We start from the raw sequence: 26,773 nt of genomic DNA, 5'->3' as shown, positions 1-26,773 counted from the left end.
TTTTCAGTGGCCTCAACGGCCGCTTGTTAATTTTCATAGGGCCGAGCGCCACTCATGCCAGTAAAGGTATACAGTTCAACATCACCCGCCGTCCATTTTGTGCCTGTAACATCAACCAAAATTAAATTACCACTTACATCGGCTTTTGGTGATGATTCAAACTCACCCTTCAATTTGTAAATACTGCCACCCTCTTGCTCAACAAAATCAAATGCAGCAATTTCTCCATTATCAAGGAGGATACCTACAATCCTTCCATGTGGAGATTTCAAATTTGATTCCATATTTGTCCTTGAAAAATTAACAGTTTCTTCGTGAGCGTGCTCATTTGCACACCTGTGTCCCTTTTGATGTTTCGAAAGTAACCTAACCTCCCGCCACTGTTAAGAAAAGTGCCTGAGGCGACGTCTTTTTTCGGTGTGAAAGCGTGCTCGTTTGCACGCAAGCCTCATCTTTATGCTTGGAGCATTATCACGGTACAGAACCTTCTATGCTATTGATCTTAAAAAATTTTATTATGAGGAAGTGGAATCCGCGCTAGCACAATCGCTCACCAACCCAGTTCGGCATTCCGTAGTTCTTCAACAAGCGCATCAAAGTCACTATCGCTGAACTCCGATGGATTACTATTCGGGTACCCTGAATCAGTAATTCTAAACGTGAAATGGCACTTAGATATATCGACGTCTGGGTATGCAAGTTCAACCAACCGGATTGGCAGTGATGAATCAGGCTTTGGGCAGTCGTATACATCCATCAATTTTCGCAAAGCCGCAGAGGGCGTTAACCCGTCAGAGAGAACCCATTTCCGAAAATCTTCCAGGGATGTCGCGGGAAGATTCGACGGAGGCGTAGTATTGATTAAGGTCAAATCATGGTCTTTAGTCATACTAACCTCTCATATCACTAGGGTTCTTACACCAGTGCACTGATACTCCGTTCCAATTCCCTTTGGGCAAACCCGTATCAAATGCTTCGACGTGTTTGTAACCCAGGCTTTCCATAAGCCCTTTTGACCATGCCAGTTCGATTTCTTCGGGTGTTCTACCCGCGTTTACTCCTGCACGGAAACGTGCGAGGTTGTCATTAATATATGAGTTCACGATATTACTGGTACCGTAGAGTTTCTCCATGCTGGTAATCAACTTTCGTATTTCATTGTGAGCAAAGAAATCTTTTACATATACGCGGGTATCAGAGTTCTGAGGGTGATTAGCGTAGGATCGAATGTCCCACCAGATAAAAGGCCACCCTCCAATTGGGTGTCTGGCCTTATAGTAGCCCCGGAGGTAGGCGGCACGTGTACCGTTGAATTCAACGATATACTGCTTCTCCGTCGGATCGTATTCTGCTGCTGTGACTCCATTCCTGGCTCTTTGGGCTGATACCACGAGCCTGTCTTTCTGAAGTTCTATTGCGTCAAACGAGACAGTAAACCAATTACCATCAGCAGGTACCTTAACTTTCTTTAAAGCTACACCATCCTTTGCCATGTCGTGGATTGGCCCAGAAAGGTCAGTGAATACCTTTTGATTGTCCTTTGATATTAGCTCTAGCTTATTTTTTATAAAGTCAGATATAGCCACTGGGAGGTTCCGTCCTATTTGAATGTAACTACTAAGTCCGAGTCTACCCCGCCGCTCAAAGCAAATCAAAGTGCTCCGCACCCCATAGGGTGAAGAGCAAGACTCCCCGCCCCAACATATATTCATCAAGTATCGAAACAGGTCGTTAACAGAATCACATATCGCACATACCATATCAAAACAGCCCAGCATTGGTGCTTCGATACGCCAATGGCGGGCTGCGTAGTGATGGTTCAGAAGTTAAGAGAAGCTACCTGTCAGAGGTACCGCACCTGATAGTTCAGGCTGCTTGACGTTGTGGCTTTACGTTTCACCATTTTGTCGTCTTTCATACTGACATTCAGGCCTGAATGCTCTTTGATCGCCTGTTCAATTTTGGCGTCTGTCAGCTCACCTTCGATTTTGATTTCTTCGGGTGATGCGTCTGCGACGCCTCCGCCCGGCAGGTAGATAGTGCCGTTACTGAAGTCGACGGCAAACGCAATAACACCCGGAATGAGGAAGAACAGTAAGCCGATGGCGTCCAGTGCCACGACTCCGACGTCGAGCTGGCCATCAACCTGGCCTTTGCGCTCTGGGTAAAGGATGGTGCCACAGGCGGCGAGCTGCATTACGATACCACCCGCGATAGATAATGCGATACCGCGACGGAGCGGGCTTACTCTGGGCTTTTCAGCATCGTATGAGTCATGTGTATCGAGAGCAGCATCAAGGGCTGCAGTGTCGGCAGAAAATGGCGTTTCATCGAATGATTTATGTTCGTTCATGATCGTTCTCTTTTGCTGTCGTCACACGTCCGACCAGTGAAACAGTGTCTTGTTCCACGAAGTTGAGAACATAGGCGCCAATTGCGGTAGCCTTACGGCAGGCCTAACCGCTTGCGTAAGCCGCTTACTTGAACAGCCTCAACCGGAATCTGATCAGCCATGCTCTCTTTCAGTCACTATGTGGAACAAGCTTCAGCACAACACCCCGATTTTGAATCAAAACTACACCATGCAATGAAGCCGCAGGCAGAGAAGGAACTGGCTTCGATACCAGATGACCGCTGGCTATCTTGTCTCTCGCAGTGTGTGTTTCAGTCTGGCTTTAACTGGAAAGTCGTTGCTAATAAGTGGCCAAGATTTGAAGAGGTGTTCTGTAACTTTCGCACAGACGTGCTGGTCATGTGGCCACAGGAGCAATACGAGCAGTTTATGCAGGATGACACCATCATCCGTCATATGGCGAAGATCAATTCGGTGTACGAAAACGCCCTGTTCTTCACTGACCTGCAACGTGAGCACGGCAGTGCCGCGGCCTGGTTTGCATCCTGGAAGCCAGAAGATTACGCCTTAAACCTTAAGGTGTTCCGCAAGCGCGGCAACCGGGTTGGTGGGCGAACCGGCCAGATCTTTCTCCGTCGCATGGGGGTGGATTCGCCGATTTTCAGCGACGATATGATTCTGGCACTCACGAGCAAAGGCGTGATTGATGGTGTACCTACGTCAAAAGCGAGCTGGAAAGCCTTTATGGATGCCATGTTGCGCTGGCGCGACGAAACCGGTTACAGCCTCACTGAGCTGAGCCAGATTCTGTCCTGGTCTGTCGGTCCGCGAAGATAAAGGGTCGCGAAGGTAAAAGGTCTTTAGCGTCAGAAAGCTAAAAGGTGTCGGTCGGGAATCTCTCGTCGTATACTCTCGGCTGCGTTTTATTTGTTTCTTTTAAGGTTTGTTATTCATGTCTGCCCCTAGCACGAACACCCCAGATCATCAGCCGCGTCCGTTTGTCGATCTGATGGTCAGTATTGTGATTCCGTCCATTATTCTGATGAAGTTCAGTGGTGACGAACATCTCGGCAGTGTGAATGCGCTTCTGCTGGGTCTCGCCTTTCCTCTGGGTTGGGGCCTGTTTGAGCTGGTGAAGTACCGTAAGAAGAATTTTATCGCCCTGCTGGGGATGATCAGTGTCGGCCTGACCGGTGGCATTGGTCTGCTGGAACTTGATGCTGGCTACCTGGCCATCAAAGAAGCTGCAATTCCTGCCATTATCGGTCTGGCGGTGCTTATTTCGACCCGCACCCGCTATCCACTGGTGCGCACCATGCTTTATAACCCGAATGTGCTGGACGTCGATAAGATTCAGAGCGCTCTGGAAAAGAATAAAGCGACAGAAGAATTTGAAAGCCGCCTGATGAAAGCAACGTACTTCTTTGCCGGTACCTTCCTGTTTTCATCCATCATGAACTATGTGCTGGCAAAGTGGATTGTCGTCAGCCCTTCGGGTACTCAGGCCTTTAACGAAGAGCTGGGCCGTATGACATTGGTCAGCTATCCCATGATCGCGATTCCATCCATGGCCATGATGCTACTGATTTTCTATTACCTGTGGCGCACGATCCGTCGCCTTACTGGCTATACGCTGGAAGAAGTACTGGCTCCGCACCTGGCGGATAAGTGACCGCGGATCACAGACAGAGAGACAGCCAGATTCGTTCTATTATGCGTTCGATGCCAATTGCCACACCTGTGGCAATTTGCTACATTTTGAGTTACCTGAATCTGTGAGTACACCGCTATGGCAACTACCAGCATCCGACTGGATCAAGAGCTTGTAGAGAAAGCCACCATTATGGCAAAAGCCTTGAACCGAACCCCTCCCAAGCAAATTGAACACTGGGCTAAGATCGGCGAGATCATGGAAGATAATCCAGACTTACCCTATGAGTTCGTGAAACAAGCGATCATCGCTAGAGCAGAGAAAGAAGCTGGAAAATTAGAAGACTATGACTTTGGCTAAAACGACAGGAAAAGTCACCAGAGTTGTACAGACACCCAGTTTTAAAAAAGCAGTTAAGAAACTTAAACCTAATCAAAAAGCCGACCTTGATGGCGCGGTGAGAGAGGTCATGAATGACCCCTTTCTCGGCGAGCAGAAAAAAGGCGATCTCGCCTTTCTACGCGTTTATAAATTCAAAATGACTAAGCAACTCATGCTGTTAGGTTACAGCTACGAAGACGGCGCTTTGATTCTGGAGCTGATTGCGCTCGGGTCTCACGAGAACTTCTATCGTGATGTTAAACGCATCACATGAATCCACTTGAAACTCCAGATCACTAAACGCCCATTCTCGTTGGGTTGATCAGTAATCGGTAACCGGAAAGATTGATTCAGCGTACATCTGCAGCTCATATATCCACTGTAGCTTCTGAGGGTCATCCGCTACGCGCTGTGCTGCCTGCTCAAGGATTGGCGCGAACTGCTCGAAGGTCAGCAGTGGCGAACCAGGAACGCCCTGCATAAGGCGCTGTGTACGATGCTGCTCCCAGCGCTCGCGCTCGTCTTCGTTGAGGGTGTCAGAGAAATTACGTGCCCGGTAGCGGAACAGCATTTCTTCCCCGCGCTCATCCTGAAATGGGTTCGGATAATCCGCCAGATCCCAACCCTGCATTCGCTGTATTTCATCCATTGCCTGTTTGTCAGCATTCGAGAAGAAACCATCGTATAAGCGAGCATCCACGTCGGAGATTTCGGCAAACTGACGATTGCCAAAGACCTCAGCCATTTTGGCATTCAGAGGTCCTGCTTCACGCAGTATCTTCAGATGGCGACGCAGGTCATCGCCGCTGATGTTCCAACGCTCTGCCTGATCCGGTGTCAGCGTATTTGCAGGCGCAATGACAGGAGATTTGTTGATATGAATTTCTTTCAGAGGCAGGCGGGTTATTCCTTCTGGCATGTCCGCCGCTCGGGTAAAGACGCGCTCTGAAATCTGCTCAGCACTCAGGTCATAGAGTGCGGTCGGATCGGCAGACAGATCCCAGGCAATAAAACTGTTTTTGTTCGTCGGATGCCAACACAGCGGTGCAACAACGGCCATACAGCCCTGCTCTACCGGGTACATGCCTGATACATGCATCAGTGGCTTATGAGTGCCGACATCAATCAGGCCACCCAGCGCCTGCTTACTACGATGCTGATATAGATAACGGTATAATTTAGGTTGTTTATCTTTGATCAGGCGTGCCAGAGCAATGGTCGCACGCACGTCGGACACCGCGTCGTGAGCCTTACCGTGGTCGAGGCCATTTGCTGCAGTCAGGTGCTCAAGCTTAAAGCTGGTTTTGCCAAGGTCGTTCTTTGGCCATTCAATACCTTCCGGGCGCAGTGCATAGGCACAACGGACTACATCGAGCAGGTCCCAGCGCGAGTTACCGCCCTGCCACTCACGCGCATACGGGTCAAAGAAATTGCGATAGAGCGTGTAACGGGTGAACTCATCGTCAAAGCGAATGCTGTTGTAGCCGGCAACACAGGTACCAGGCTGACTGAACATGTCATTGATGCGAGCGATGAACTCACGCTCTGGAACACCCCTGCTCTGGCAATCCTGCGGCGTAATTCCTGTAATCAGAACCGCATCGGGGTGCGGTAGATAATCATCTGTCTGGCGACAGAAGATTTCGACAGGCTCTTCGATTTCATTGAGGTCTTCGTCGGTGCGGATAGCGGCAAACTGCGCCGGACGATCCCAGGCCGGGTTAGCGCCAAAGGTTTCGTAGTCGTACCAGACGATGGTGTTCACTCAATGCTCCTGTGTGCAGATCAAAACGCTAGTTTACCGGTTATATGGCACGCATAAAACAAAACCCCCGAAGGACAGCCTGCGGGGGTTCTGTTTAACATCAGCTCAGCGGGTGCTTACCAGCCTTTACGCGGATTACCCGGTACGACCCAGCCCTGTTCTTCATTGCCCGGAAGTTGTGGCAGCTCGCCGTACAACAGGTAATGGTGAGCGTCACGCGCCGACTGACGAGGCAACTCTTCCATCGGCAGGTGGCCGACGACTTCGTAAGAAACAAAGGTCATGTTCGGCAGATGCGTTTTGAACTGCTTCATGACGCGCTCTGGCGTCCACTCATCATCCTCGCCCCACATAACCAGTGATGGCGTCTGGATGTACTTGATGCGATCACTTTCGTTCTCGCCTTCTTCAAGTTGTTTCTCCATGGTGCGGGCAACATCAATAAAGGCCTTACGGTTGCCTTTGCGCAGCATCATGTCCTGATTGCGGCGAACCACTTCGTCGCTGACTTTTTCTTCGTCAGCGTACATGGACTCAACACGGTCGCGCACGCGATAGCGCGGCAGAGTCCATGAGTTCAGGCCAGCGAGGACAGGAATGGTGTTGTAACCCAATACCGGATGGACTTCCTGATCAAAGCCTGTGGAATCAACGAGCACCATGCTCTCAACGCGCTCTGGGTATTCTTTGGCGAAGTTCCAGGTAATGAAACCGCCATAAGAGGCGCCTACCAGCTTAACGCTATCGAGGCCGAGCTTGTCCATGAAGGCTTCGACTTTGCCCATCATGTACTCGACGTCGTATGTTTCTGTTTTTGGGTCAGGCCCGGTCAGGCCGTGCCCTGGCAGATCCAGACGAATCACGCGGAAGTCGGTGGCCATGCGCTCTACCCAGGCATCCCACACGTGCAGAGAAGAATGCTCACCATGCAGCATTAACACAGCTTCATCGCCAAAGCCCTGATCGGTGTAATGCATCACCAAACCATCAACGGCGGTAAACTTTGAGCTTTCGTCGGTGTATTTTTCGGTCAGTTCAGAGAGAGGCCTCGACCCCAGGCCAAAGTAGGCACAGCCCGTAGTAACAACGGTAGTTGCGACCATACTGGCTACCAGCAGCAGCTTGATGAGTTTCATCGTGATCCCCGGATCTTATTATTGTTGTCATATTACTGGGGCAACTCTGATTAATGCAGTTGAGGCTGCGGCTTTCAGGAAAGTAACAGTTCAAGGCGCTACTTAGATGGCATGGCCGGTCACGTCGAAAAGTAGCAACACCGAAATGGTATTTTCCTGAAAGCCCCGAAGGGCGTAGCCTGTAGACACTTTATATCTTTGTTGTTGATCTTATTAAGGACTCGCCATTAATTTCGATCAACGCCTCGATCTAAAGCGTTACAGGACTCACGCGCAGCACGACTGCATTAATCAGAGGTGCCCTAATACTAGTCTCGTTACCTTACCACAGCTTTAAGGGGTCGTCTCGCCTTCTGCATCAATCTGCTTCTGACTCAATTCTGCGCTTCCCCTCTGCTGCTATGACGTTAGAATGATCGTCCTTTTCGAGAACATTTGTTGTAAGCGAACTTCATGGCTCTATTCAAAAAGTTATTCAACAGGGACAAAACCCGCAACGCGACCGACACTAAGAAAGCGCCGGCCGCGAAAACTGGGCGTCAGTTAATTCTCAGCGAGAAAGACAGCGACCGCCGTCTGACACTGATTAAAGAAGTAACCGAAGAGAGCGAGCTGGAAGCTCTGATCCGTGAGGCAGATAAGGAGACCCGCCAGCAGATTGAGTCTGTCTGGCTTGAGCGTCTTGCCCCGTCAGGAACGCTACCCAGTGGTGCGAATGATCAGGTACTGACCCGCATTGCATCACTGACTCAGGATGCCGCGCTGGCGAAATCTGCGGTTGCTGCAATCGGTGACGAACCGGCTCGCCTGGCGCTGGCCAAAGAGCATTCTCTGGCACGCGTACGTCTGGCAGCAGCAGAAACGATTATTTCAGCCGATGCACTGCACGAACTGCAGAAACATGCTCAGGGCAAAGACAAGGCCGTTTACCGCCACTGCAAAGATGCCCTTGCGGCACTCAACGCAGAACAGGAAGCCCGCCAGAAAATTCAGGACAAAATTGACTACATCCGCAGTAATGCAGAGACCCTGCTGCGCCTGGGCTATGGCCCGGAGTTCACAGGTAAAGTGCAGATACTGAAACAACGCTGGCAGGACCTTCAGAACGCCATCGAAGGCTTTGACACAGCGGATATCCCCGCCCTGCTGGAAAAACTTGAAGCGATTCTGACTGCGCAGAAAGAAGAAGAGCAAAAAGCCGCAGCACTCGAAGCTGAACTGCAGCAAGCGACTGAACAGCAACAGCGTATCCTTGCTCACCTGCAGGATGCACTGGAAAGCATCAGTGATGACTCCACCGCTGAAAGCCTGAAAGAAACTCTCCTCAGCGAAGAAAGTGCCTGGGCAGAAGCCACAGCTAAGCACTCGGCATCCGCAAGCCAGCAAAAGCAGTACGATAATGCCGTTGCCGAAATCACAACCGCAGCGTCAGCCCTGCAATACCTTGCTGAGCATGAAGAAGTTAAGGGTGAACTGTCTCCAGAGCAGGCACGTGAGCACCTTCCACACCTTGCCTGGCCGCACAGTGCCAGCGCTCCAGAATGGCTGAAAGCTCTGAGAAAAGCGGCCGGTGAAAAGCCGAAAGCGGCAAAGCCAGCACCGGCGAAACAGGATGACAGCGAAGCCCGCGCTAAAGCTGAGGCGCTTATTGAAACGCTCGAAAGCGCACTGGAAGCAAAAGTTGTTGCAGACGCTGCCAGCGCGCTCAAGCAGATTCATCGTTTGAACGACAAGCTGACGCAAAAGACACAGAACCAGATGCAGGGCCGCCTTCGTCTGCTGACCAATCAGCTGAACGAACTCCGCGACTGGCAGGGCTTTGCTGTAACGCCGAAGAAGGAAGCCCTGTGCGAGCAGATGGAAGCCTTAATCGACGCCGATATTGCGCCGGACTTACTGGCCGAGCGTATTAAAGAGCTTCAGACCGAGTGGAAATCTCTTGGCCACTCGAATGACCGGGATCTGTGGCAGCGCTTCCAGGAAGCCTCTGACAAGGCCTTTGAGCCGTGCAAAGCTTATTTTGCAGAACAGGCTCAGCAGCGTGAGAAACTGGTATCACTGCGTAATCAGCTTACCGAAGAGCTACGCCATTACGAAGCCAACATGGACTGGGACAGCGCAGACTGGAAAACGGTGCAGAATACGTTGAATGCCGCCCGTGATACCTTCCGCTCTTATTCGCCGGTTGATCGTGCGTCTCACCAGAAAACCCAGAAAGCATTTAACGACGTCTGCGACGCGATCTATGCGCACCTGAAAGCCGAATACGATCGTAATTTAGATCAGAAGCGTGCTCTGGTCAGCGCTGCTGAAGCGGCTGCGAACAGCGACGATATGAGCGCAGCAGCAGAAACAGTGAAGAAAATCCAACAGGACTGGAAGTTGGTCGGCGTGACGCCTCGCGGTCCGGACCAGAAACTATGGAGCCAGCTGCGTAAGCACGCAGATTCTGTTTTTGCTCAGTTGAATGACGCACGCGATGCCCGTAAAGCTGAAATTAACGAAACGGTAGCCAATGCGGAAGCCATCGTTGAAGAAGCAAAAGCGAACGCAGAAAATCAAGGTATTGCGGCAGTAACCGAAGCTCGTGAAAAGCTTGCAGATATTGAGCTTCCAAAAGGAGCACACGGACGCCTTGTTAAATCGCTCAACGACATTGAGGAGCGTATTAACTCTGAACGCAGCGCAGCTAAAGCCGCAGAAGAACGTGGTCGCTGGGATACTCTGCTAGAGTTGGTTTCGTCCAATGAGACACCTGAATCTGACGCTGCTCTGCCTTCGGGCATTGAAGCTTCCTGGTTTACTCAGGAAAGCAGTACGGCGGATGCCAGAAAACTCTGCATCACGATGGAAATACTGGCTGATGTTGAATCACCGGTCGAAGATAAGCCGGCGCGCATGGAACTTCAGGTTCAGCGCCTGGCAGAGGGCATGGGAAGAAATCTCAGCAAAGAAGAAGAACGTGATGCGCTCATTAAGCAATGGCTGACAGCAGACGCAGATACGGTGCTGACTGAGCGGTTTATTGCTGCACTTAAAGCCGTTATCTGAGGCATTTAAAAGCAGCAATCCATTGACTGCTTCCTGAGTAAAAACGGGCCTTTCACAGGCCCGTTTTTATTTGTAGCGACGAGAGCTACTCTTCCTCTTCGGCACCCTTCACGATCAAAAAGCGATACTCCCCATCCACTTCTTCGTTAACCAGCATTTCATGGCTGAGAAACGCACAGAAGCGCGTAAAATCGCGCACGGTTGAAGGGTCTGTGGCCAGTATCTGTATGACTTCGCCGATCGCCATTTCATTAATTTCTTTGTGAAGCATCATTACCGGCTCTGGGCAGAAAAGCCCGCGGGCGTCTAATGTTCTGACGATATCAGTCATAGTGATCCTGTTAATGTGAAAATCTGAGAGTCAAAAGGAGACCGCGACGCTGAGCCATCACCACGATGGAAATCACTGCTGCACAGAGTGCCGCCGCAACGGTGAAATGACCCGCGTAACCAATGTGGGTGGCACTATACCCCGACAAGGCACCTGCGACCATTCCGGTGATTATGACTACGCAGCTCTGAAAGGCATAATCCGCGCCCTCTGAGTGCTCGCGGCAGCGATCCATCATGACCGTAAACAGGGCTGCAGTGGCCATACCACCCGCCACGTGTTCTGCAATCACGGCCAGCCAGATCGTAAACATATCACCTGCAGAAATCAGGGAGTAACCAAGCATTGCGACAGTCTCAAAGAGAAGGAACAAGACTAATGCATAGGCTCGGGGCATCCGGCCGGTCAGCCAGCCTCCCAACAAGGCGCCAGAGAGCCCCGCAAGGAATCCGCCAATGCCGAGCAAAGCTCCCATCTGATCAAGTGTGACACCCAGGTCAGACAGGTAAGGCCTGATCATCTGAGTCCCGAACGCATCACCAAACTTATAAAGCGCAATCAACGCCAGCCATAACCACGGGCTGTCGAGACGAAAGAAACCAGACCACTGCTTCCAGACGCCCTGCTCTGCTTTGGTATGCCGACGTGGCTTCCAGAAGTACAAAGGTAAACTACCAAGAAACATCAGCGCTGCGACGGACAGCAAAGAAAACTGCCAGCCAAGGTAATTAAAGAAAGACAGCAGAACGCCACCGGCCAGTACCATACCGACACGATAGCCCCCCACCTGAATACCATTACCGAGGCCACGCTCTTCAGGTTTAAGGTTCTCTACAGCGACCGCATCAGTGGCGATATCCTGCGTGGCGGTTAATAGATTCACGGCCATCAGAACAAGAGCCAGCGCTAACACGCCATCGCTCGTCAGCCATGGCAGCGGAACAAACGACAAGCCAATCAGAACCAGCACAGCGGTGTGATTCATCGCCAGAATCCAGCTGCGACGATACTCTCCGGGAACGATGGATACCCGGTCCAGCACTGGCGCCCAAATAAATTTCAGCGCCCAGGGCAGTGCTACCAGAGACATCAGTCCGATGGACCTGAGATCGACGCCCTGCTCGCGCAACAGCACGGGCATTGCCTGGCCAAAGAAGCCGTGGGGAAGGCCCTGAACAAGATACAGAGAAATCAGAGCGAACCATTTAAGTGGCGTGTTCATATATTTTTATTCGAACCGATAAAAGAAATAAAATGTTCCAGCACAGCTTGTGGTGCTTCTAACTGTGGATAATGGCCTATTCCATTCAGGCGGACTACGTTCGGCTGAGGTATCAAAGATTCATAATGATCAGCCATGTGTCCACCTGATACAGGGTCGGCAGTGCCGTCGATTAATAATAGAGGTACATCCAGCTTCTGAAGCGCTCCAACCCAACGCTCTCTGTGTTTCCTTCGGTCGGCAATATAATGAAGCATGATATGAGATTTTCTATGCCCATCATTTCGTGAGAACAAATGCCAAAGATCGTTCGCTTCAGGCGAAGTTAGTTTTGTATGTTCACCGAACACCGCATTCAGGTTCTTCTCAAACGTTCGACGAGAGGCGAATTTCGATAATAAAGGACCAACAGGGCTGACCAGCAACTTCTGAATCAGACGCGCTCTATGCTGCTCAGGGAAAAGACCTCCATTCAGCAACGTCATAGTTAGTATCTGGAGACGCTCAGACTCTGGATCGAGGTGTCGTGCAGCTAATTCCTGCGCCACGGTATCACCATAATCATGGGCCAGAATATGCGCTTCCTGAATCCCCCGCTCGGTCAGGACAGACTCAATCAGATCTGCTTGGGCATGAATAGAAAATTGGAAGTCAGCAGGCTTATCGGAAAAGCCAAAACCCAACATATCGATGCTAATAAGGCGGTAGTCGTTCTTCAGCGCTTTCCATATGTAGTGCCAATCCCACCCAGCGGTTGGAAAGCCATGGATCAGGAGAATCACCTCCTCACCGGCACAGGAATCCTGATAGAAGATCTGATGTCCCCTGAATTCGGCCGTTTGCCCTTGCTTGTGCCACGCAGCCAATCCGTTACTTACAGTCATGATTTTCCCGTGTTAGTTCAGAAGGTCTGACTACCTGTATACTCTCGCAGGTGTCACCCAGTATGCCTCAGATAACTGCCCGTATGAAAAAACTGCACCCCAGAAACATTCACAATCAGGAATACGATTTTTATCAGTTGATTAAGGCATCCCCGAATCTCGCTAACTATATAACGAGAACACCTTCTTCTCAGCAGACGATAGACTTCGCCAACCCGTCAGCTGTCAAAGCGCTGAACGCAGCTCTGTTAAAACATCATTACCGGGTTACTGACTGGAATATACCTGACGGTGCTCTCTGCCCCCCTGTTCCGGGCCGGGTTGACTACATTCACTACATCGCCGACCTGCTGGATTCGGTAGAGCCCGATAAAAGTGTGCGCATGCTGGATATTGGTACCGGTACCAACGGCATCTACCCACTTCTGGCGAGCAGTGTTTATGACTGGGAGTGTGTTGCAACCGACATCAGCAAGGCATCTCTGGATAACGTCGCGAAGGTTCTGAAGAGCAACGCGGCTTTGAAGTCCCGCATCAGTCTTCGATTACAGCACGACAAACACAAGATGTTTGAAGGTGTCGTTCTGCCGCAAGAGCAATTCGACATATCGGTGTGCAACCCGCCTTTTCATGCGTCTGCAGAAGATGCTCTGCGCGGCAGCCAACGCAAAGTCGCCAACCTCAACAAAGGTAAAGCAGAACCTAAGAGCGAGCCTCTGCTCAACTTTGGCGGTATGGAAAATGAACTCTGGTGCAACGGCGGTGAAGCGCTTTTTCTTAAAAAGATGATTAAAGAAAGTAAGCAGTTTGCGTCGCAAATACACTGGTTTACCAGTCTGGTATCTAAAGCGGAAAACCTGAAGCCGCTGTCGAAACTTGCGAATAAAGCAGGCGCAACAGACGTCAAAATCATTGAAATGACGCAGGGTAAAAAGCAGACCCGTATTCTGGCGTGGACGTTTCAAGCGATAGGTTGATCGAATTGATTGATCGCAAATAGCCTCCGGCTGAATCGCTCCTACAGGTCAAGGATACACGTGATGTTAGTGAATGATCAGAGCACCGTAGGAGCGCTTCAGCCAGCTTGCCTGGCTATGCGCGATATTTCTCTGCCCAAATCACAGCAGACACCAACTCGGGACCGTGTACCGCAGGGATGCGGTACCCGAGCTTCCAGGGACGGATTTACAGCGTGTCCTGAGCTGGTGCCTGCAGTGGGCGGTTACTCCATCAGATAGGAGCTAACGCCACTGTCGGGAATATGATTCCCTCCTACAAATACAAAAATATGAACGCCAGTCCCTCTGTACTCCAGAAACGAAAAAGCCCCGCAATGCGGGGCTTCTTTGGCACTAGCTTCGAAGCTTACTTCTCAACGATAGCTACAACGCCTTGTCCACCTGCCGCACAGATAGAAATTAGACCACGGCCCGAACCTTTCTCGTCGATCATTTTCGCCAGAGACGAAACGATACGACCGCCGGTCGCTGCGAATGGGTGACCTGTTGCGATAGAAGAACCGTTTACGTTCAGCTTGCTGCGGTCGATGGTGCCCAGTGGCTTATCAAGGCCGAGACGCTCTTTACAGAACTTCTCGTCTTCCCATGCTTTCAGGGTAGACAGTACGACACCAGCGAATGCTTCGTGGATTTCATAGAAGTCGAAGTCCTGCAGAGTCAGACCAGCGCGGTCCAGCATGCGAGGAACTGCGTATGCAGGTGCCATCAACAGGCCTTCTTTCTCTTTATTACCGTCTTTGCCGAAGAAGTCGACAGCAGCAGTTTCGTAGAAAGAAAGATAAGCGCGTACTGGCAGGTTGTGCTCTTTCGCCCACTCTTCAGACGCCAGCAGTACACAAGATGCACCGTCGGTCAGCGCTGATGAGTTAGCAGCAGTCAGAGTACCTTTACCAGACTTCTTGTCGAATGCAGGCTTCAGTTTCGCCAGCTTGTCCATGTCTGGTTCGCGAGCCAGGTTGTCTTTTTCCAGACCCTGGAAAGGAGTAACCAGATCATCGAAGAAACCACGATCGTAAGCAGCCAGCAGGTTCTTGTGGCTGTTGAATGCGATTTCGTCCTGCTCTTCGCGGGTGATGCCCCACTCTTTAACAGTGATCTCAGTGTGATCACCCATAGACAGGCCAGTACGTGGCTCGCCGTTACGAGGAATCAGAGGTGCCAGGTGCTTAGGACGAATCTTAGCCAGCTGTTTCAGTTTGTCCTTAGTTGTCTTCTTGCGGTTCGCTTCCAGCAGGATCTTACGCAGGCCTTCGCTTACGCCGATCGGTGCATCAGAAGTGGTGTCAGAACCACCAGCGATTGCTGAGTCGATGTGACCCAGAGCAATCTTATTAGCCGCCATCATCAGTGCCTGCAGACCAGTACCACACGCTTGCTGGATGTCAGTTGCTGGCGTTTGTGCGTCCAGAGCAGTGCTCAGTACACACTCACGAGTGAGGTTGAAGTCACGGCTGTGCTTGATTACAGCGCCAGCGATCACTTCACCGATACGCTCGCCCTGCAGGCTGTAGCGGTTTACCAGACCATTCAGTGCTGCAGTCAGCATGTCCTGGTTAGAAGCATAAGAGTACGCAGTATTAGAACGTGCGAAAGGAATACGGTTGCCGCCAATAATAGCGACGCGACGAACAGTCTGTGTCATGTCTCAATCCTGTCGGTGTAAAAACGGGAGCTTGTATAAAACTTGCCTATATAACGGCAGAACGCAAAATATCACAATATTCTGCCCAGTGCTGCGCAAGTCTATCGAACCAGCAACTGGCAGCATTGGCTGAAGTGACATAAGACCGTATGCCTGAGGTCAATTTCAGGGGTTATTAATGTTGGTCTAATCTGTTACCTTCCGGCGCTGTACATCGTGCCGATGTGATCCAAGTATCAACTCCCGTAACCCAAACGCATGTAAGAAACGAACGGAACGGACCATGAGCAACTTTTACGAAACAATGTTGAACAACAACCTGGGCCGCAGCCTGCTGAAAAACGTTGGCCTGCCTACCCCAATCGAACTGAAGCGCTACAACCCAAATCAGGAAACTTACTTCGAAGGTAAGGTTCTGATTGGTACCAGCAAGGGCGGTGCTCTGCTGAACGATCTGATGCGCAACCTGAAAGAAGCGAAAGCGACTGTTTACTTCCCAGCGGCTGCACAGACTGCTGCTGACATCCTGGCCGCTGCCGACAAAGCAGGCGTTCGTGCTATTGGTGTTGAAACCAAGAAAGGCATGGCTGAAAAGTTCGACGCTCTGGTATTCGACGCTTCTGGCTTTGAAAGCGGCGCTGACCTGAACCAGCTCTACTACTTCTTTAACCCAGTTATGCGTCAGCTGAACAGCAACGGTCGTGTGATCGTTCTGGGTCGCCCACATATGAAAGCAAAAACTGGCGAACAGGCTGCAGCAATGCGTGCTCTGGAAGGTTTCACCCGTTCTGTTGCTAAAGAAATCGGTAAGAAGTCTGCAAACGCTACTTCTGTATACGTCGAAGAAGGCGCAGAAGCGAACATGGACTCTGCGTTCCGTTTCGTTATCTCTGCTAAGTCTGCATACATGGACGGTCAGGTTCTGACTGTATCTAAAGCTGACGCTAACACTTACCCAGACTGGCACAAGCCTCTGGCTGGCAAAGTCGCTCTTGTGACTGGTGCAGCACGTGGTATCGGTGAAGCAATTGCCCGTACTCTGGCTCGCGACGGCGCTAAAGTTGTTGGTCTGGACATTCCACCAGCAGAAGCAGATCTGAGCCGCGTTATGGCGGAAATCGGCGGCGAAGTACTGCTGGCTGATATCTCTTCTAAAGAAGCTCCTCAGCAGATTTCAGACAAGCTGAAAGAACTGGGCGGCGGTGACGTGATTGTTCACAACGCTGGTGTAACCCGCGACAAGATGCTGGCTAACATGCCTGAGCACTGGTGGAACATGACCATCGACATCAACCTGCTGGCTGAAGAGCACATCAACGATGCGCTGATCGCAAACAAAACCATCAACAAAGGCGCAAGCATCATCTGCGTATCTTCTATGAATGGTATCGCTGGTCAGGTTGGTCAGACCAACTACGCAGCGTCTAAAGCAGGTGTTATCGGTTACGTTCAGTACATGGCTCCTGAACTGGCTAAGAAAGGCATCACCATCAACGCAGTAGCACCAGGCTTCATCGAAACGCAGATGACTGACGCTATTCCGTTCATGACTCGTGAAGTTGGCCGTCGCCTGAACTCTCTGTCTCAGGGCGGTAAGCCAGTAGACGTAGCAGAAACCATCGCGTTCTTCGGTAACCCAGCGTCTAACGGCGTAAGCGGTAACGTAGTCCGTGTATGTGGTCAGTCTCTGGTTGGTGCGTAAGCAGCACATCTAAGTGGCGCTTGATCGAGCAGAACACCAGAAACTGAATCGAAAAAGCCGGCAATTGCCGGCTTTTTTGTGTCTGAAGGAAATTCGGATTTCTAAAAAATCACCGTTTCTTTTTTGCTTTCTTCTTGCGTAAAAAATCTTTCACGGGCGTTTTCTTCGTAGGCAGAGCCCCTTCAAAACGCTTGCGCATCTCTTCGACCTTTTCTTCTTTGTCTTTGTGTGAGCGCTCCGCACGGTGCTTCTCACCCGCTTTTGCGAAATCTACTACTTTCGAGTCTGCCAACCTTGCCTCCACTGAGCCAATATCGATCATTCACCTTCATGCTATCATCACGACCTGTCAGTTCCAGTAGCAAAAGAGTGCAATGTCCACAGTTTTACCGATTGATGCCGTTCTTGACGATCTGAGAGCAGCCTTAGAGAGCCATGATAATGCACTGCTGATCGCTCAGCCCGGCGCCGGTAAAACGACTCGTGTTCCTCTGGCTCTTCTTGAGGAAGCATGGCTTGCTGGGAAAAAAATCCTCATGCTGGAGCCACGGCGTGTGGCTGCGCGTAACGCTGCAACTTTTATGGCCCGCCAGTTAAATGAACAGGCCGGTGAGACCGTCGGCTACCGCATGCGGCTGGAGAACAGAGTCTCTGCGCAAACCCGCATTGAAGTGGTTACCGAAGGTATTCTTAACCGCGTGCTCTTGGACGATCCGGAACTGACGGATGTCGGCCTGATTATTTTTGATGAATTCCACGAACGGAATCTGGCCTCAGATCAGGGGCTGGCGCTGTGTCTTCAGGCGCAACAGGTGTTTAATCCCGAGTTAAAACTGCTGGTGATGTCGGCCACGCTGGATGCTCTCGAGCTGGCAAAGCTGCTGAACGCTCCTGTCATCGAATCCGATGGCCGCAGCTTCGCTGTCGAAACGCACTACCGCCCTGCCCGCGACGCCAATGAGCGTTTGGTGCCTCACGTTTGTCGAGTCATCGGTGAAGCCCTGCGCGATACGGAGGGCGATATTCTCGTGTTTCTGCCCGGTGCAGGCGAGATAACCCGGGTACAGGATTCGTTAATTGAATCTACCCGTGACATTCGGATTACCCCACTGCACGGCCAGCTCAATGACAAAGAGCAGAAGCAGGCACTCAACCCCGATGATAATGGCCAGCGCAAAGTCATTCTGGCGACCAATATCGCCGAAAGCTCCGTCACTATTGATGGCGTGCGTGTTGTCATTGACTGTGGGCTGGAAAAACGCGTGCGCTTTCGCGCAGCACTCGGTATGCAGGAGCTGGTAACACAGGATATTTCTGTGGCCAGCGCGGTGCAGCGTGCTGGCCGTGCCGGACGACAGGCTCCCGGCGTATGCTATCGCCTGTTTACCGAAACCAGTATGCAACAGCGTCCGGCGCATATCCGCCCCGAAATTAACGACGCAGATCTGGCACCTCTACTGCTGGATCTGGTGCAGTGGGGAGCGTCTGCGGATGAACTGGACTGGCTGACGCCCCCGCCCAAAGGCCACCTCAGTCAGGCACAGGATCTTCTTTCGATGCTCGGCATTCTTGAAGATCAGCAACTCTCTGATCACGGTAAGCGCAGCCTGACCACAGGTCTGGAACCCCGTCTTGCGAATATGCTGATCCGTGGTATCGACGCCGGTTTCGGACAAAGTGCCAGCACGTTAGCGGCATTTCTTCAGGAACCTGCCCTACTCCGACAAGGCGATGATATTGAACGCTTAATGCAGCAGGCTCGCGGATCTTCTCGCTGGAAAAGCCGCGTCGCGCCCGTGGCCCAGCGCCTGATGCAGAAGCTCAATATCCAAAAAGACAGATCTCCCGCCGATACCGGCTTTCTACTCGGCTGTGCCTTTCCGGATCGTATCGGTCAGAAACGCGGAGCGGATACTCAATACCTGCTGGCCTCCGGTGCCGGGGCTGCGCTGGCCGATGACAGTGCGTTACTTGGTCAGCCGCTGCTTGCATGTGCCGATATTGCCGCCGGACAACCAAACCGTATCCGTACCGCGGCAACGCTTTCTGAACAGGCACTGTCGCAACTGACCAAACTCCACCCGCACATGCTCAGCCGCCATATCGACGTGCGCTGGCTTGATAACGGCCAGCTTCAGGCGCAGGAACAACAGCGGCTGGGGAAACTGATTCTGTCAGCGAAGAAACTCGACACAATGACCGCCGATGACTGGCAACAGGCCTGGCGAGATCTGATTCTGGCCAAAGGTCTGAAGGTGCTGAACTGGGATGACTCTGCGACGAACCTGTTAAGCCGGTTGCGACTTGCTCATGAATGTCAGCCAGAGCGCTGGCCGGATGTCTCTGACGAGGCCTTGCTGACTGCGCTCGATGACTGGCTGATGCCCTTCTTAACCAGCGCCCGCCACCAGCGCGACCTGAAGAAGCTGAATCTGAGTGATGCCCTGCTTTCTCAGCTCGAATGGGATCAGCAACAGGGGCTGGCCTCCCTGGTGCCAACTCATATCACAGTGCCGAGCGGCTCGAATATCCGCATCGATTACCGCCAGAACCCGCCGGTACTGGCCGTGAAACTGCAGGAAATGTTCGGTTTCGAAGGGCAGCCTGCGATTCTTAATGGCCAGCTACCTCTGATGATTCACCTGCTGTCACCGGCGCAGCGGCCGTTACAGGTCACCCAGGATCTGCCGCACTTCTGGCGTCATACTTACGCCGATGTGCGCAAAGACATGCGCGGCCGCTATCCAAAGCATCCATGGCCAGAAGACCCTCTGTCCGCTGAGGCAACCAGATTTACAAAACGCCGACCGGAACCGTGAACCATCGTAAAGTATTCCATTAATTATTCGGATATAATGCGACACAAATAATATAAGAAAACGATGGAGGGACCCCATGCGACAGCTCATACTGGCCGCTGCGATCATCATTGCCGTTCTTTCTGCCGTTTGGTTTACCCAGCCAAGGCTCACCGAAGATCTGAATAACCCATCGGATGCTGTAACAACTGAAGACAGAACAGTTGATGAAGCCAACAGTACCGCTGCTGCTCCAGATTCAGCCTCACCGAACGCACACAGTGATCATGACCACGATCATGATCACGACGGCGAACTTCCCGCTGAGCTCGAAGAGTACATCGAAAGCCAGCGCATACCTGCCAGTGAAATCCCGATTACCGTACATGGGGATGGAACTGCAACCGCCCATACCGGAAAGCAATACTCAACCGTGATGATGATGATCATCGATGAAGATGGCACACGTCGAATGGTCGAGCGGCAAATTACCCCTGAAGGAACCGTGGTAGTACCCAATGAATAAGTTTTTGAGCCTTTTATTCTTGATTGCCTGTAGTGCACAAGCTGACATTATCATCGTGAATCAAAATGACCCTGATGAGGGGCTGAACGATCCCTCTGAAAGAACTCCAATAGGTGGAAACACGGGTGAGACTCTGGGTGAACAGCGACTCAATGTTTTATTTGAAGCTGCCCGTATTTTAAATGAGAGCCTGGATATAAAATACGATGTCCACGTCGGTTCGCAATTTACAGTTCTACCTTGCTCAGGCGATGGTACGGTACTGGGTCAAGCTGGAGCTTCTGACTATTACCTGGATTATTCAAATGGGAGCGTAGTTCCATATGCGCTGGCAAATCACATACTCGACAGAGACCTGAATGGCTCTGGGCTAGAAATTGACACCCAGTTTAACAGCGCGCTCGACAATCAAAATGGCTGTACGGCCGGTTTGAGTTGGTATTATGGTTTTGATTCAGCGCCAGATGGCGGCACATCATTTTTAAGTGTTGTCTTACATGAAATAGTTCATGGAATGGGATTCATCGGGTTAATGGGATCGTCTGCGCATGCTCCTTTCAGCTGGCCTGATGGCAAAGAAGGCTTCAGCCTGTTATCTAAAAATCTCGGACGCGCAGGTTTATCAGCTACGTTAGACGAGATGACTCGCGGCCAGCGTATTATCGCAATGACATCTGGCGACAGACTGACGTGGAAAGGCGATTCAGCCAATAACAAAACCAGCAATTATTCTAGCGGCGTCAATCAGAATGAAATTCAGTTTTACGCACCTTCCAGTTTCGATTCTGGCTCTTCCCTGTCCCACTTTGATGTTGACTTAGCACCAGACGAGCTCATGGAGCCGATATACACTGATACTTTCTCTGATATCGGACTGTCGCTTGAAGTATTGATCGACATAGGCTGGTCGCCAAATCCGGACAACCTTCCGAACTACCCGCCCGAGTTCACAGAAGTACCCACACAGTCGACAATTGAAGACACCTCTTTCGATGTCGAACTCAGTGCTACAGACATCAACGATGATGAGCTGACCTATAATGTTTCAAGCGTTTCTGCGGGCTTATCAGCAAGTGTCAGCGGAGCAACTTTAACTGTCTCACCCGACGAGAATTTCTTTGGTGAAGGCTCTGTTACTGCTTCCGTTTACGATGGTGAAAACACTGTGACAACCAGCTTTAGCGTGACTGTCACACCAGTGAACGATGAGCCAGCAATTTCTGAAGTTGCGGATGTCACATTCCCTGAAGGGGATACTGCTTCCTTAACGATCTCAGTGTCTGACGTCGATAATGCCATGAATGAATTGAGCGTCACGGCGACAACGACTAACACAGAGCTTGGTATGACCTTGAGCGATAAAGAAATCTCGTTTACTCCAGACGAGAATTACTTCGGCCAAGGTGTCGTAACCGTGACTGTAAGTGACGGGGATAAACAAAGTAGCCTTAGCTTTAATGTCACGATCACCAACGTTAATGACGAACCGGTGCTTTTGACAGAGCCACACCAAACATTAACAGAGGACACCCCGCTTACACTGACACTGACTGCAGTTGATTTGGATGGTGATGCTCTGACCTACTCAATACTGGGAACTCGTCAAGGTGTCAGCGCTACCATCACCGGCGCAGAACTTACAATCACTCCTGACGAAAACTTCAATGGTAGCTCAACAGTGACTGTGATCGTCAGTGACGGACTCGCAGACAGTGGAACTGCGATCAGTCTGACTGTTATGCCAGAAAATGATGAGCCGGTGCTCGACGATATAACAAATCTCTCTTTCGAACAGGCATCGGGGGCTACGATTACCCTCAGTGGTAGTGACGTCGACGGCGACGCTCTGAGTTTCAGTGCGCAAAGTCTTAACCCGAAACTAGTAACCGCTACAGTCGAAGGCACCACACTGACACTGGCTGCTGCCGATGAATTCAACGGCAGTGGAACAGTATCGGTAACGATCTCTGATGGTGAGTTGACTGATACCAAAACCTTCATTGCGACGGTTACCGACGGGACTGAGCCATCTCCTCTCTCCATCAAGGTTAACGATCAGCTCATCGCATCTGGCGCTAGCGTTGCACTGGATTCCCTGGCAGCAGTACAACTCGACGCATCTGGAGGCAATGGCCAGTATAGTTTTGAGGTGTTCTATCAGGGCGACCGTCCTGACCTTCTGGAAGGAGAAAATAGCAGTCGTGAACTGACCCTACCAACAATTGGTGCTTTTGCTGGTGATTACCTCATTACTATCGACGACGGTTTAGCAAGCGTTGACGAGGCAACGGTTACCCTAAGCCGACCTCTACTGCTTACTCCTTCAGTTACCCCTGTGATGGCAGGATCAACTCAAGCCAAGCTGGTTGCAGCAGGCGGTACTGTTGGCTCGGACGTGATCTTCTCCATAAACGGTGATGAACTACCGGAAGGCAGCATTGCCCCAGGATTCGCTGACAATGAGGGCGACACGATCACTACTGCAACTGCAGCGGATAACTCTGCAGCTAATAACCCGGCTTCTGTATTTATCAATGCAATGGGAGCGACGCCTGGCACTTACTCAGTTGAAGCTGCTCTGAGTTCTGCACCAACCGCATCGCTTGACCTGCAAGTCGTTGCGGGAAATCAGGTAATGTTTAATGTCGTAGATAGTACAGATACTGGACTCGAAGCTCTGATTACGGTCGATGACGAGCGCACTAGTGCCTGGGGAATCCAACAAACGATGACGACGGCTAATGATGGCTCAGCAGTGCTGACTCTCCCGGATACCAGCCTCAACCTGATTGTGAGTAAACCGGGATATAAGTCAAAGGTAATCGAATATCAGGGATCTTCTGACGTGACGGTGTCCCTGGAAGTATCGGATGGCTACTACCGGTTGACTGGCCTTGTTACCGCAGAGGGTTTCGATTTCCGCTTTATACGCCCTGAACTCAAACTAACCATGTCGGATGAATCAGTACAATCGATCCGTCCGACAACGGTCGCGGATAATCAGGTACAGTTTGAGTGGATCGGTGACGTTCAGGACGTATCTCCACAGACACTGACGGTTACCCACCGAAGTGCAGATGCTGTGGAGTTGGCCTTGCGACCTGACCTCGGAGAGGAGGAGGTTTCCATCTCTCTGATCGGGCCCGATGTGGCCCCTGCACCGGGCAACGCAGACAATGAGTCAGGTCAAACAGATTCAGGCAATAGCGACTCCGGCAGCTCTGGCGGCGGTAACGCAGCCTGGTTGCTTGTAACGGCACTGGCATTGATTGGTCGCCGTCGTCTGAAAACTTCCTGAACGCGTCTGAGAACAGTGTCCCGGTAACACAGAGACACTAACAACGCTTACATGGATTAACGGAAACGCACTGGTGTGCGTTTCCGTCAGAGCTACTCTGTAATGACAGAACTCTGCAGGTAGCTCCCGTGACATATCTCGTCCGCCTATTCGCATCACTGGTGTTGGCAGCCCCATCACTCGCTCAGGCGAACATCGTCATCGTCAATAATGATTCCGCCGGTGAAGGATTCAATGATGCTACCTCGGTCTCTGCCGTAGGCGGAAACCCGGCGACTGCGCTAGGCCAGCAGCGCCTCAATGTTTTCCAGCGCGCGGCGGATATTCTCAACAATACCTTTGATATTGCGGTAACTGTCAGAGTAGGCTCAAGCTTCGATCCGCTCACTTGCTCTTCCGGCTCCGCCGTGTTGGGTCAGGCTGGTCCAGCCGCATTTGATTACAATTTCAGCACACGAACCATCACCCCACATGCGCTCTATAACCAGCAGGTCGGCTACGACGCAGACACTGGCACTGTAGAGATCAATGCACAGTTCAATTCATCCATAGATAACAACGATAACTGCCTGTTCAATACCAACTGGTACTACGGCTACGATGCTCCCAGCGGAAACGATAACTCCTTATTATCAGTTGTTCTCCATGAAATTCTCCACGGCATGGGCTTTCTCAGCACTCTACAATCTGATGGGAACAGTGGTGGCGGCTGGAGCACATTGGAAGGATTTGTTGAAGGTTTCGATCCCTACACCTACAAGCTCAAAGACGCGTCTACCGGCCAGATGCTGACAGATCAGGCTGCTGGTACACGCTCAAATGTCATGCGCAGTGGTACAAATCTGGTCTGGAGCGGAACTGAAGCCAATGCAGAATCAGGCAATTACTCATCAGGCATCAACTCAGGCGAGGTACAGATGTACGCGCCGGGTTCGTATAAGCCTGGCTCATCGGTTTCTCACTTCGATACCGCAATGACTCCAAATGAATTGATGGAGCCACAATATACCGAGTTCCTTGATACCGCCGGGCTCGCAGAGCAACTGCTCGTTGATATTGGCTGGAGCTACAATGCAGCGAATGCTCCGAACAGCCCTCCGTCTCTGAGTGTCATAGGTAATCGCTCGCTCAGCGAAGACGGCAGCCTGAATGTCGCTCTTTCGGCGACGGACGCGGATGCTGACTCCCTCACTTACTCTCTGGGTGCCAACAGTGCCGCACTCGGTGCCAGCATCAGTGGTACCACGCTCAGCATCAATCCAACTGCTGATTTCAACGGTTCAGGAACACTCGTAGTTAACGTCACTGATGGCGAAGACACTGACTCAGAAACCATCACGGTGACGGTCACCCCGGTCAACGACACACCAGTATTGGCCAGTATCGGAAACCAGACGGTTAACGAAGAATCGAGCACTTCTATCACGCTGAGCGCGAGCGATGTCGACGGAGACTCCCTGACCTACCAGCTGGATAGCGCAACAGCGGCACTGGGAGCGTCTGTGAGTGGCAACACTCTCAGTATCAACCCGACGACAGACTTCACGGGCTCCGGCAGCGTAACGGTCAGCGTGTCAGATGGCAGTCTGAGCGACTCTGAAACCTTCACGGTGACGGTCAACAACATCAATGATGCGCCTGTACTGTCGGCGGTATCAGATCTGACAATCCCAGAAGACACTTCAACCACAATCACGCTGACTGCAACCGACATCGACGGCGACAGCCTGACCTTCAGTGCCGTATCAGCCGATACGGGCGTCGCGACCGTTGCGGTAAGCGGCTCAACCCTGACAGTCACTGCAGCGACCGCAAACTCCGCGACCACGACGATTACAGTCACAGTGTCTGACGGCACCCTCAGCGCCGATACCAGCTTTTCAGTCGAGCTGACAGACCCATCAGCCGTTCCGCCGATTACAATGACGCTTGGCGGCGTATCAATCAATGACGGAGCAACCTATGAAGCCCCACTCGGAGCGCTCACAGTCACTCCGGCTGGCGGCACCGGAAATTACACGATCAGCGCCTTCTTCAACGGTGAGGATGGTAGTGAGCTGATCAGTAATGGATCTCTACTCATGCCGGATTCGGGTGCCTTCGCGGGAGTCTATACGCTCGACGTCAGTGACGGCAGTGGCAACACAGCGACCTTCTATGTTGAGCGTCCGCTTCGCCTGACCGCCTCCGTCGACCCTCTACTGCAAAGCACAGATTCTGCATTGCTCTATATCGAAGGTACCAGTGCAGCAGCCACCATCAGCCTGTCAGCCACGGGAGGAATCTCATTCACCGATACGACGGGAGCTGCGCTGACCTCTATCGATGCACCGGACTCCACCGCAGACTTCAATCGAGCCAGCGTTGGCCTGTCCCTGAGCGCCATCCTCAACGGTACAGTAACCGCAACGGCAAGCAATATTCCAGACAGCGAACTCAACCTCAGTATCGTCGCAAGTCGCACAGTGACTATTACGGTGAGGGACGACAGTGGCCGCCCGGTTGCTGGCGCGGACATCACCATCACAGACGAAAGAGTTGAAGGATGGGGCCTGGACGCAGACAGCGAAACAGATGCCAACGGACAAGCAACCATCACACTACCAGCGACTGCGGTAGACATTGAAATAGATGGGGATGAGTTCAGTTCAGAAGAACTGCAGGTGCCGGCCAATACCAACGCGGTTTCTGTGACACTTGAACCGGCAGCAGTGTCATACACGCTCACCGGTCTGATTCAGGCGCAAGGCTTCAACTTTGACTCTGAGCTGCCCGAAGTCCGGATTAATCTCAGCGACGGTAGCCAGTCATTGGCGGACCTGAACGAATTGAGCAATACCCGAGTTGAGTATGAGTGGATGTCAACTCTGGCGAGCGCACTGCCGGAGAGCATGACCGTTGACCACAGCGCCCTACCACCGGTCACCGTGAACCTCAACCCAGCTGCCAGCTCTGAAATTGTCGATATCACCTTGATCACAGAAGCCGATGACGACTCAGCAACCGGCGCCGGC

22 protein-coding genes are annotated in these 26,773 nt (G+C 51.7%); 11 read left to right on the top strand and 11 right to left on the bottom strand.

Annotated features, from left to right (window positions below; translation table 11 throughout):
• Positions 1-26: 26 nt before the first annotated feature.
• The 4 genes from B2067_RS00235 to B2067_RS00220 all read right to left on the bottom strand — a co-directional run bounded on the left by B2067_RS00235 (position 27) and on the right by B2067_RS00220 (position 2,353).
• Complete coding sequence (locus B2067_RS00235) at positions 27-284, bottom strand: hypothetical protein (protein WP_068438885.1); 258 nt, start codon at positions 282-284, stop codon at positions 27-29.
• A gap of 266 nt (positions 285-550) precedes the next feature.
• Positions 551-889, bottom strand: a complete 339-nt coding sequence (locus tag B2067_RS00230; RefSeq protein WP_076518188.1) for a hypothetical protein — start codon at positions 887-889, stop codon at positions 551-553.
• Position 890: 1 nt separating this feature from the next.
• Complete coding sequence (locus B2067_RS00225) at positions 891-1,586, bottom strand: hypothetical protein (protein ID WP_301387112.1); 696 nt, start codon at positions 1,584-1,586, stop codon at positions 891-893.
• A 257-nt stretch (positions 1,587-1,843) separates the two neighbouring features.
• A complete protein-coding gene (locus B2067_RS00220) occupies positions 1,844-2,353 on the bottom strand; it encodes a hypothetical protein (RefSeq protein WP_301387111.1) in 510 nt (169 codons plus the stop codon).
• A 159-nt stretch (positions 2,354-2,512) separates the two neighbouring features.
• Here B2067_RS00220 and B2067_RS00215 point away from each other — a divergent pair, with 159 nt between their 5' ends.
• From B2067_RS00215 to B2067_RS00200, 4 genes are all read left to right on the top strand, one after another.
• Positions 2,513-3,190 carry a DNA-3-methyladenine glycosylase I gene (locus tag B2067_RS00215; RefSeq protein ID WP_301387110.1) on the top strand — a complete coding sequence of 226 codons (678 nt, stop codon included), beginning with the start codon at positions 2,513-2,515 and terminating at the stop codon, positions 3,188-3,190.
• A gap of 115 nt (positions 3,191-3,305) precedes the next feature.
• Positions 3,306-4,025, top strand: coding sequence for a VC0807 family protein (locus B2067_RS00210; RefSeq protein ID WP_273091587.1), 720 nt, complete (start codon positions 3,306-3,308; stop codon positions 4,023-4,025).
• 117 nt (positions 4,026-4,142) lie between these two features.
• On the top strand, positions 4,143-4,364 hold the full coding sequence (locus B2067_RS00205; protein ID WP_068442001.1) for a TA system antitoxin ParD family protein: 222 nt from the start codon (positions 4,143-4,145) through the stop codon (positions 4,362-4,364).
• Positions 4,351-4,659 carry a type II toxin-antitoxin system RelE/ParE family toxin gene (locus B2067_RS00200; protein WP_068441997.1) on the top strand — a complete coding sequence of 103 codons (309 nt, stop codon included), beginning with the start codon at positions 4,351-4,353 and terminating at the stop codon, positions 4,657-4,659. The genes B2067_RS00205 and B2067_RS00200 overlap by 14 nt, the downstream gene beginning before the upstream one ends.
• 48 nt (positions 4,660-4,707) lie before the next feature.
• Here B2067_RS00200 and sbcB read toward each other — a convergent pair whose 3' ends face one another.
• Together sbcB and B2067_RS00190 are read right to left on the bottom strand one after the other, a co-directional pair.
• The gene (gene sbcB, locus B2067_RS00195; RefSeq protein ID WP_068441994.1) at positions 4,708-6,150 is read right to left on the bottom strand and encodes an exodeoxyribonuclease I; all 1,443 of its coding nucleotides are present in this window, start codon (positions 6,148-6,150) and stop codon (positions 4,708-4,710) included.
• A 116-nt stretch (positions 6,151-6,266) separates the two neighbouring features.
• Positions 6,267-7,286, bottom strand: coding sequence for an alpha/beta fold hydrolase (locus B2067_RS00190; RefSeq protein WP_301387109.1), 1,020 nt, complete (start codon positions 7,284-7,286; stop codon positions 6,267-6,269).
• Between the two features lie 453 nt (positions 7,287-7,739).
• Here B2067_RS00190 and B2067_RS00185 point away from each other — a divergent pair, with 453 nt between their 5' ends.
• Positions 7,740-10,337 (top strand): DUF349 domain-containing protein, encoded by a 2,598-nt coding sequence (locus B2067_RS00185; protein WP_301387108.1) that lies wholly within the window; start codon positions 7,740-7,742, stop codon positions 10,335-10,337.
• Between the two features lie 85 nt (positions 10,338-10,422).
• Here B2067_RS00185 and tusA read toward each other — a convergent pair whose 3' ends face one another.
• From tusA to B2067_RS00170, 3 genes are read right to left on the bottom strand one after another with little or no spacing between them, the layout of a single operon-like run.
• On the bottom strand, positions 10,423-10,668 hold the full coding sequence (gene tusA / locus B2067_RS00180) for a sulfurtransferase TusA (protein ID WP_068436615.1): 246 nt from the start codon (positions 10,666-10,668) through the stop codon (positions 10,423-10,425).
• 10 nt (positions 10,669-10,678) lie between these two features.
• Entirely contained in the window at positions 10,679-11,890 is a 1,212-nt protein-coding gene (locus B2067_RS00175) for an MFS transporter (protein ID WP_068441986.1), read from the bottom strand.
• Entirely contained in the window at positions 11,887-12,774 is an 888-nt protein-coding gene (locus B2067_RS00170; RefSeq protein ID WP_301387107.1) for an alpha/beta fold hydrolase, read from the bottom strand. Before B2067_RS00170 ends, B2067_RS00175 begins: the two co-directional genes overlap by 4 nt.
• Positions 12,775-12,836: 62 nt before the next feature.
• Between B2067_RS00170 and rlmF the strand changes: the two genes are divergently transcribed.
• A complete protein-coding gene (rlmF, locus tag B2067_RS00165) occupies positions 12,837-13,751 on the top strand; it encodes a 23S rRNA (adenine(1618)-N(6))-methyltransferase RlmF (protein ID WP_301387106.1) in 915 nt (304 codons plus the stop codon).
• Positions 13,752-14,139: 388 nt separating this feature from the next.
• Here the strand turns inward: rlmF and B2067_RS00160 are convergent, their stop codons facing one another.
• Complete coding sequence (locus B2067_RS00160; RefSeq protein ID WP_076518210.1) at positions 14,140-15,435, bottom strand: acetyl-CoA C-acetyltransferase; 1,296 nt, start codon at positions 15,433-15,435, stop codon at positions 14,140-14,142.
• Between the two features lie 283 nt (positions 15,436-15,718).
• On the opposite strand from B2067_RS00160, the gene B2067_RS00155 reads away from it, so the two are divergent.
• Positions 15,719-17,137, top strand: coding sequence for a 3-oxoacyl-ACP reductase (locus B2067_RS00155; protein WP_076518212.1), 1,419 nt, complete (start codon positions 15,719-15,721; stop codon positions 17,135-17,137).
• Between the two features lie 109 nt (positions 17,138-17,246).
• Here B2067_RS00155 and B2067_RS00150 read toward each other — a convergent pair whose 3' ends face one another.
• On the bottom strand, positions 17,247-17,459 hold the full coding sequence (locus B2067_RS00150) for a tRNA (uracil-5-)-methyltransferase (protein ID WP_297530609.1): 213 nt from the start codon (positions 17,457-17,459) through the stop codon (positions 17,247-17,249).
• 52 nt (positions 17,460-17,511) lie between these two features.
• On the opposite strand from B2067_RS00150, the gene hrpB reads away from it, so the two are divergent.
• The 4 genes from hrpB to B2067_RS00130 all read left to right on the top strand — a co-directional run.
• A complete protein-coding gene (hrpB, locus tag B2067_RS00145; protein ID WP_301387105.1) occupies positions 17,512-19,956 on the top strand; it encodes an ATP-dependent helicase HrpB in 2,445 nt (814 codons plus the stop codon).
• A gap of 76 nt (positions 19,957-20,032) precedes the next feature.
• A complete protein-coding gene (locus tag B2067_RS00140) occupies positions 20,033-20,461 on the top strand; it encodes a hypothetical protein (RefSeq protein ID WP_297530605.1) in 429 nt (142 codons plus the stop codon).
• A gap of 532 nt (positions 20,462-20,993) precedes the next feature.
• Positions 20,994-23,759, top strand: a complete 2,766-nt coding sequence (locus B2067_RS00135; protein ID WP_301387104.1) for a tandem-95 repeat protein — start codon at positions 20,994-20,996, stop codon at positions 23,757-23,759.
• Between the two features lie 128 nt (positions 23,760-23,887).
• Positions 23,888-26,773: tandem-95 repeat protein (locus B2067_RS00130; protein WP_301387103.1), on the top strand; the 2,886-nt coding region annotated here is incomplete at its 3' end.

The organism is Thalassolituus sp. UBA2590 (genome assembly GCF_002339775.1).
Lineage (GTDB): Bacteria > Pseudomonadota > Gammaproteobacteria > Pseudomonadales > Oceanobacteraceae > Thalassolituus.
The sequence above is the reverse complement of the archived record's forward strand: the minus strand, read 5'-3'. Positions and strand labels throughout refer to the sequence as shown.

What these genes read in the sequence shown, in the direction of transcription:
- rlmF (WP_301387106.1), top strand. Translation starts at nt 12,837, where the DNA reads ATGCCTCAGATAACTGCCCGTATGAAAAAACTGCACCCCAGAAACATT.
- B2067_RS00230 (WP_076518188.1), bottom strand. Translation starts at nt 889, where the DNA reads ATGACTAAAGACCATGATTTGACCTTAATCAATACTACGCCTCCGTCG.
- B2067_RS00155 (WP_076518212.1), top strand. Translation starts at nt 15,719, where the DNA reads ATGAGCAACTTTTACGAAACAATGTTGAACAACAACCTGGGCCGCAGC.
- B2067_RS00205 (WP_068442001.1), top strand. Translation starts at nt 4,143, where the DNA reads ATGGCAACTACCAGCATCCGACTGGATCAAGAGCTTGTAGAGAAAGCC.
- B2067_RS00150 (WP_297530609.1), bottom strand. Translation starts at nt 17,459, where the DNA reads ATGATCGATATTGGCTCAGTGGAGGCAAGGTTGGCAGACTCGAAAGTA.
- hrpB (WP_301387105.1), top strand. Translation starts at nt 17,512, where the DNA reads ATGTCCACAGTTTTACCGATTGATGCCGTTCTTGACGATCTGAGAGCA.
- B2067_RS00175 (WP_068441986.1), bottom strand. Translation starts at nt 11,890, where the DNA reads ATGAACACGCCACTTAAATGGTTCGCTCTGATTTCTCTGTATCTTGTT.
- B2067_RS00170 (WP_301387107.1), bottom strand. Translation starts at nt 12,774, where the DNA reads ATGACTGTAAGTAACGGATTGGCTGCGTGGCACAAGCAAGGGCAAACG.
- tusA (WP_068436615.1), bottom strand. Translation starts at nt 10,668, where the DNA reads ATGACTGATATCGTCAGAACATTAGACGCCCGCGGGCTTTTCTGCCCA.
- B2067_RS00235 (WP_068438885.1), bottom strand. Translation starts at nt 284, where the DNA reads ATGGAATCAAATTTGAAATCTCCACATGGAAGGATTGTAGGTATCCTC.
- B2067_RS00135 (WP_301387104.1), top strand. Translation starts at nt 20,994, where the DNA reads ATGGGATCGTCTGCGCATGCTCCTTTCAGCTGGCCTGATGGCAAAGAA.
- B2067_RS00160 (WP_076518210.1), bottom strand. Translation starts at nt 15,435, where the DNA reads ATGACACAGACTGTTCGTCGCGTCGCTATTATTGGCGGCAACCGTATT.
- B2067_RS00220 (WP_301387111.1), bottom strand. Translation starts at nt 2,353, where the DNA reads ATGAACGAACATAAATCATTCGATGAAACGCCATTTTCTGCCGACACT.
- B2067_RS00200 (WP_068441997.1), top strand. Translation starts at nt 4,351, where the DNA reads ATGACTTTGGCTAAAACGACAGGAAAAGTCACCAGAGTTGTACAGACA.
- B2067_RS00190 (WP_301387109.1), bottom strand. Translation starts at nt 7,286, where the DNA reads ATGAAACTCATCAAGCTGCTGCTGGTAGCCAGTATGGTCGCAACTACC.
- B2067_RS00185 (WP_301387108.1), top strand. Translation starts at nt 7,740, where the DNA reads ATGGCTCTATTCAAAAAGTTATTCAACAGGGACAAAACCCGCAACGCG.
- B2067_RS00210 (WP_273091587.1), top strand. Translation starts at nt 3,306, where the DNA reads ATGTCTGCCCCTAGCACGAACACCCCAGATCATCAGCCGCGTCCGTTT.
- B2067_RS00215 (WP_301387110.1), top strand. Translation starts at nt 2,513, where the DNA reads ATGCTCTCTTTCAGTCACTATGTGGAACAAGCTTCAGCACAACACCCC.
- B2067_RS00140 (WP_297530605.1), top strand. Translation starts at nt 20,033, where the DNA reads ATGCGACAGCTCATACTGGCCGCTGCGATCATCATTGCCGTTCTTTCT.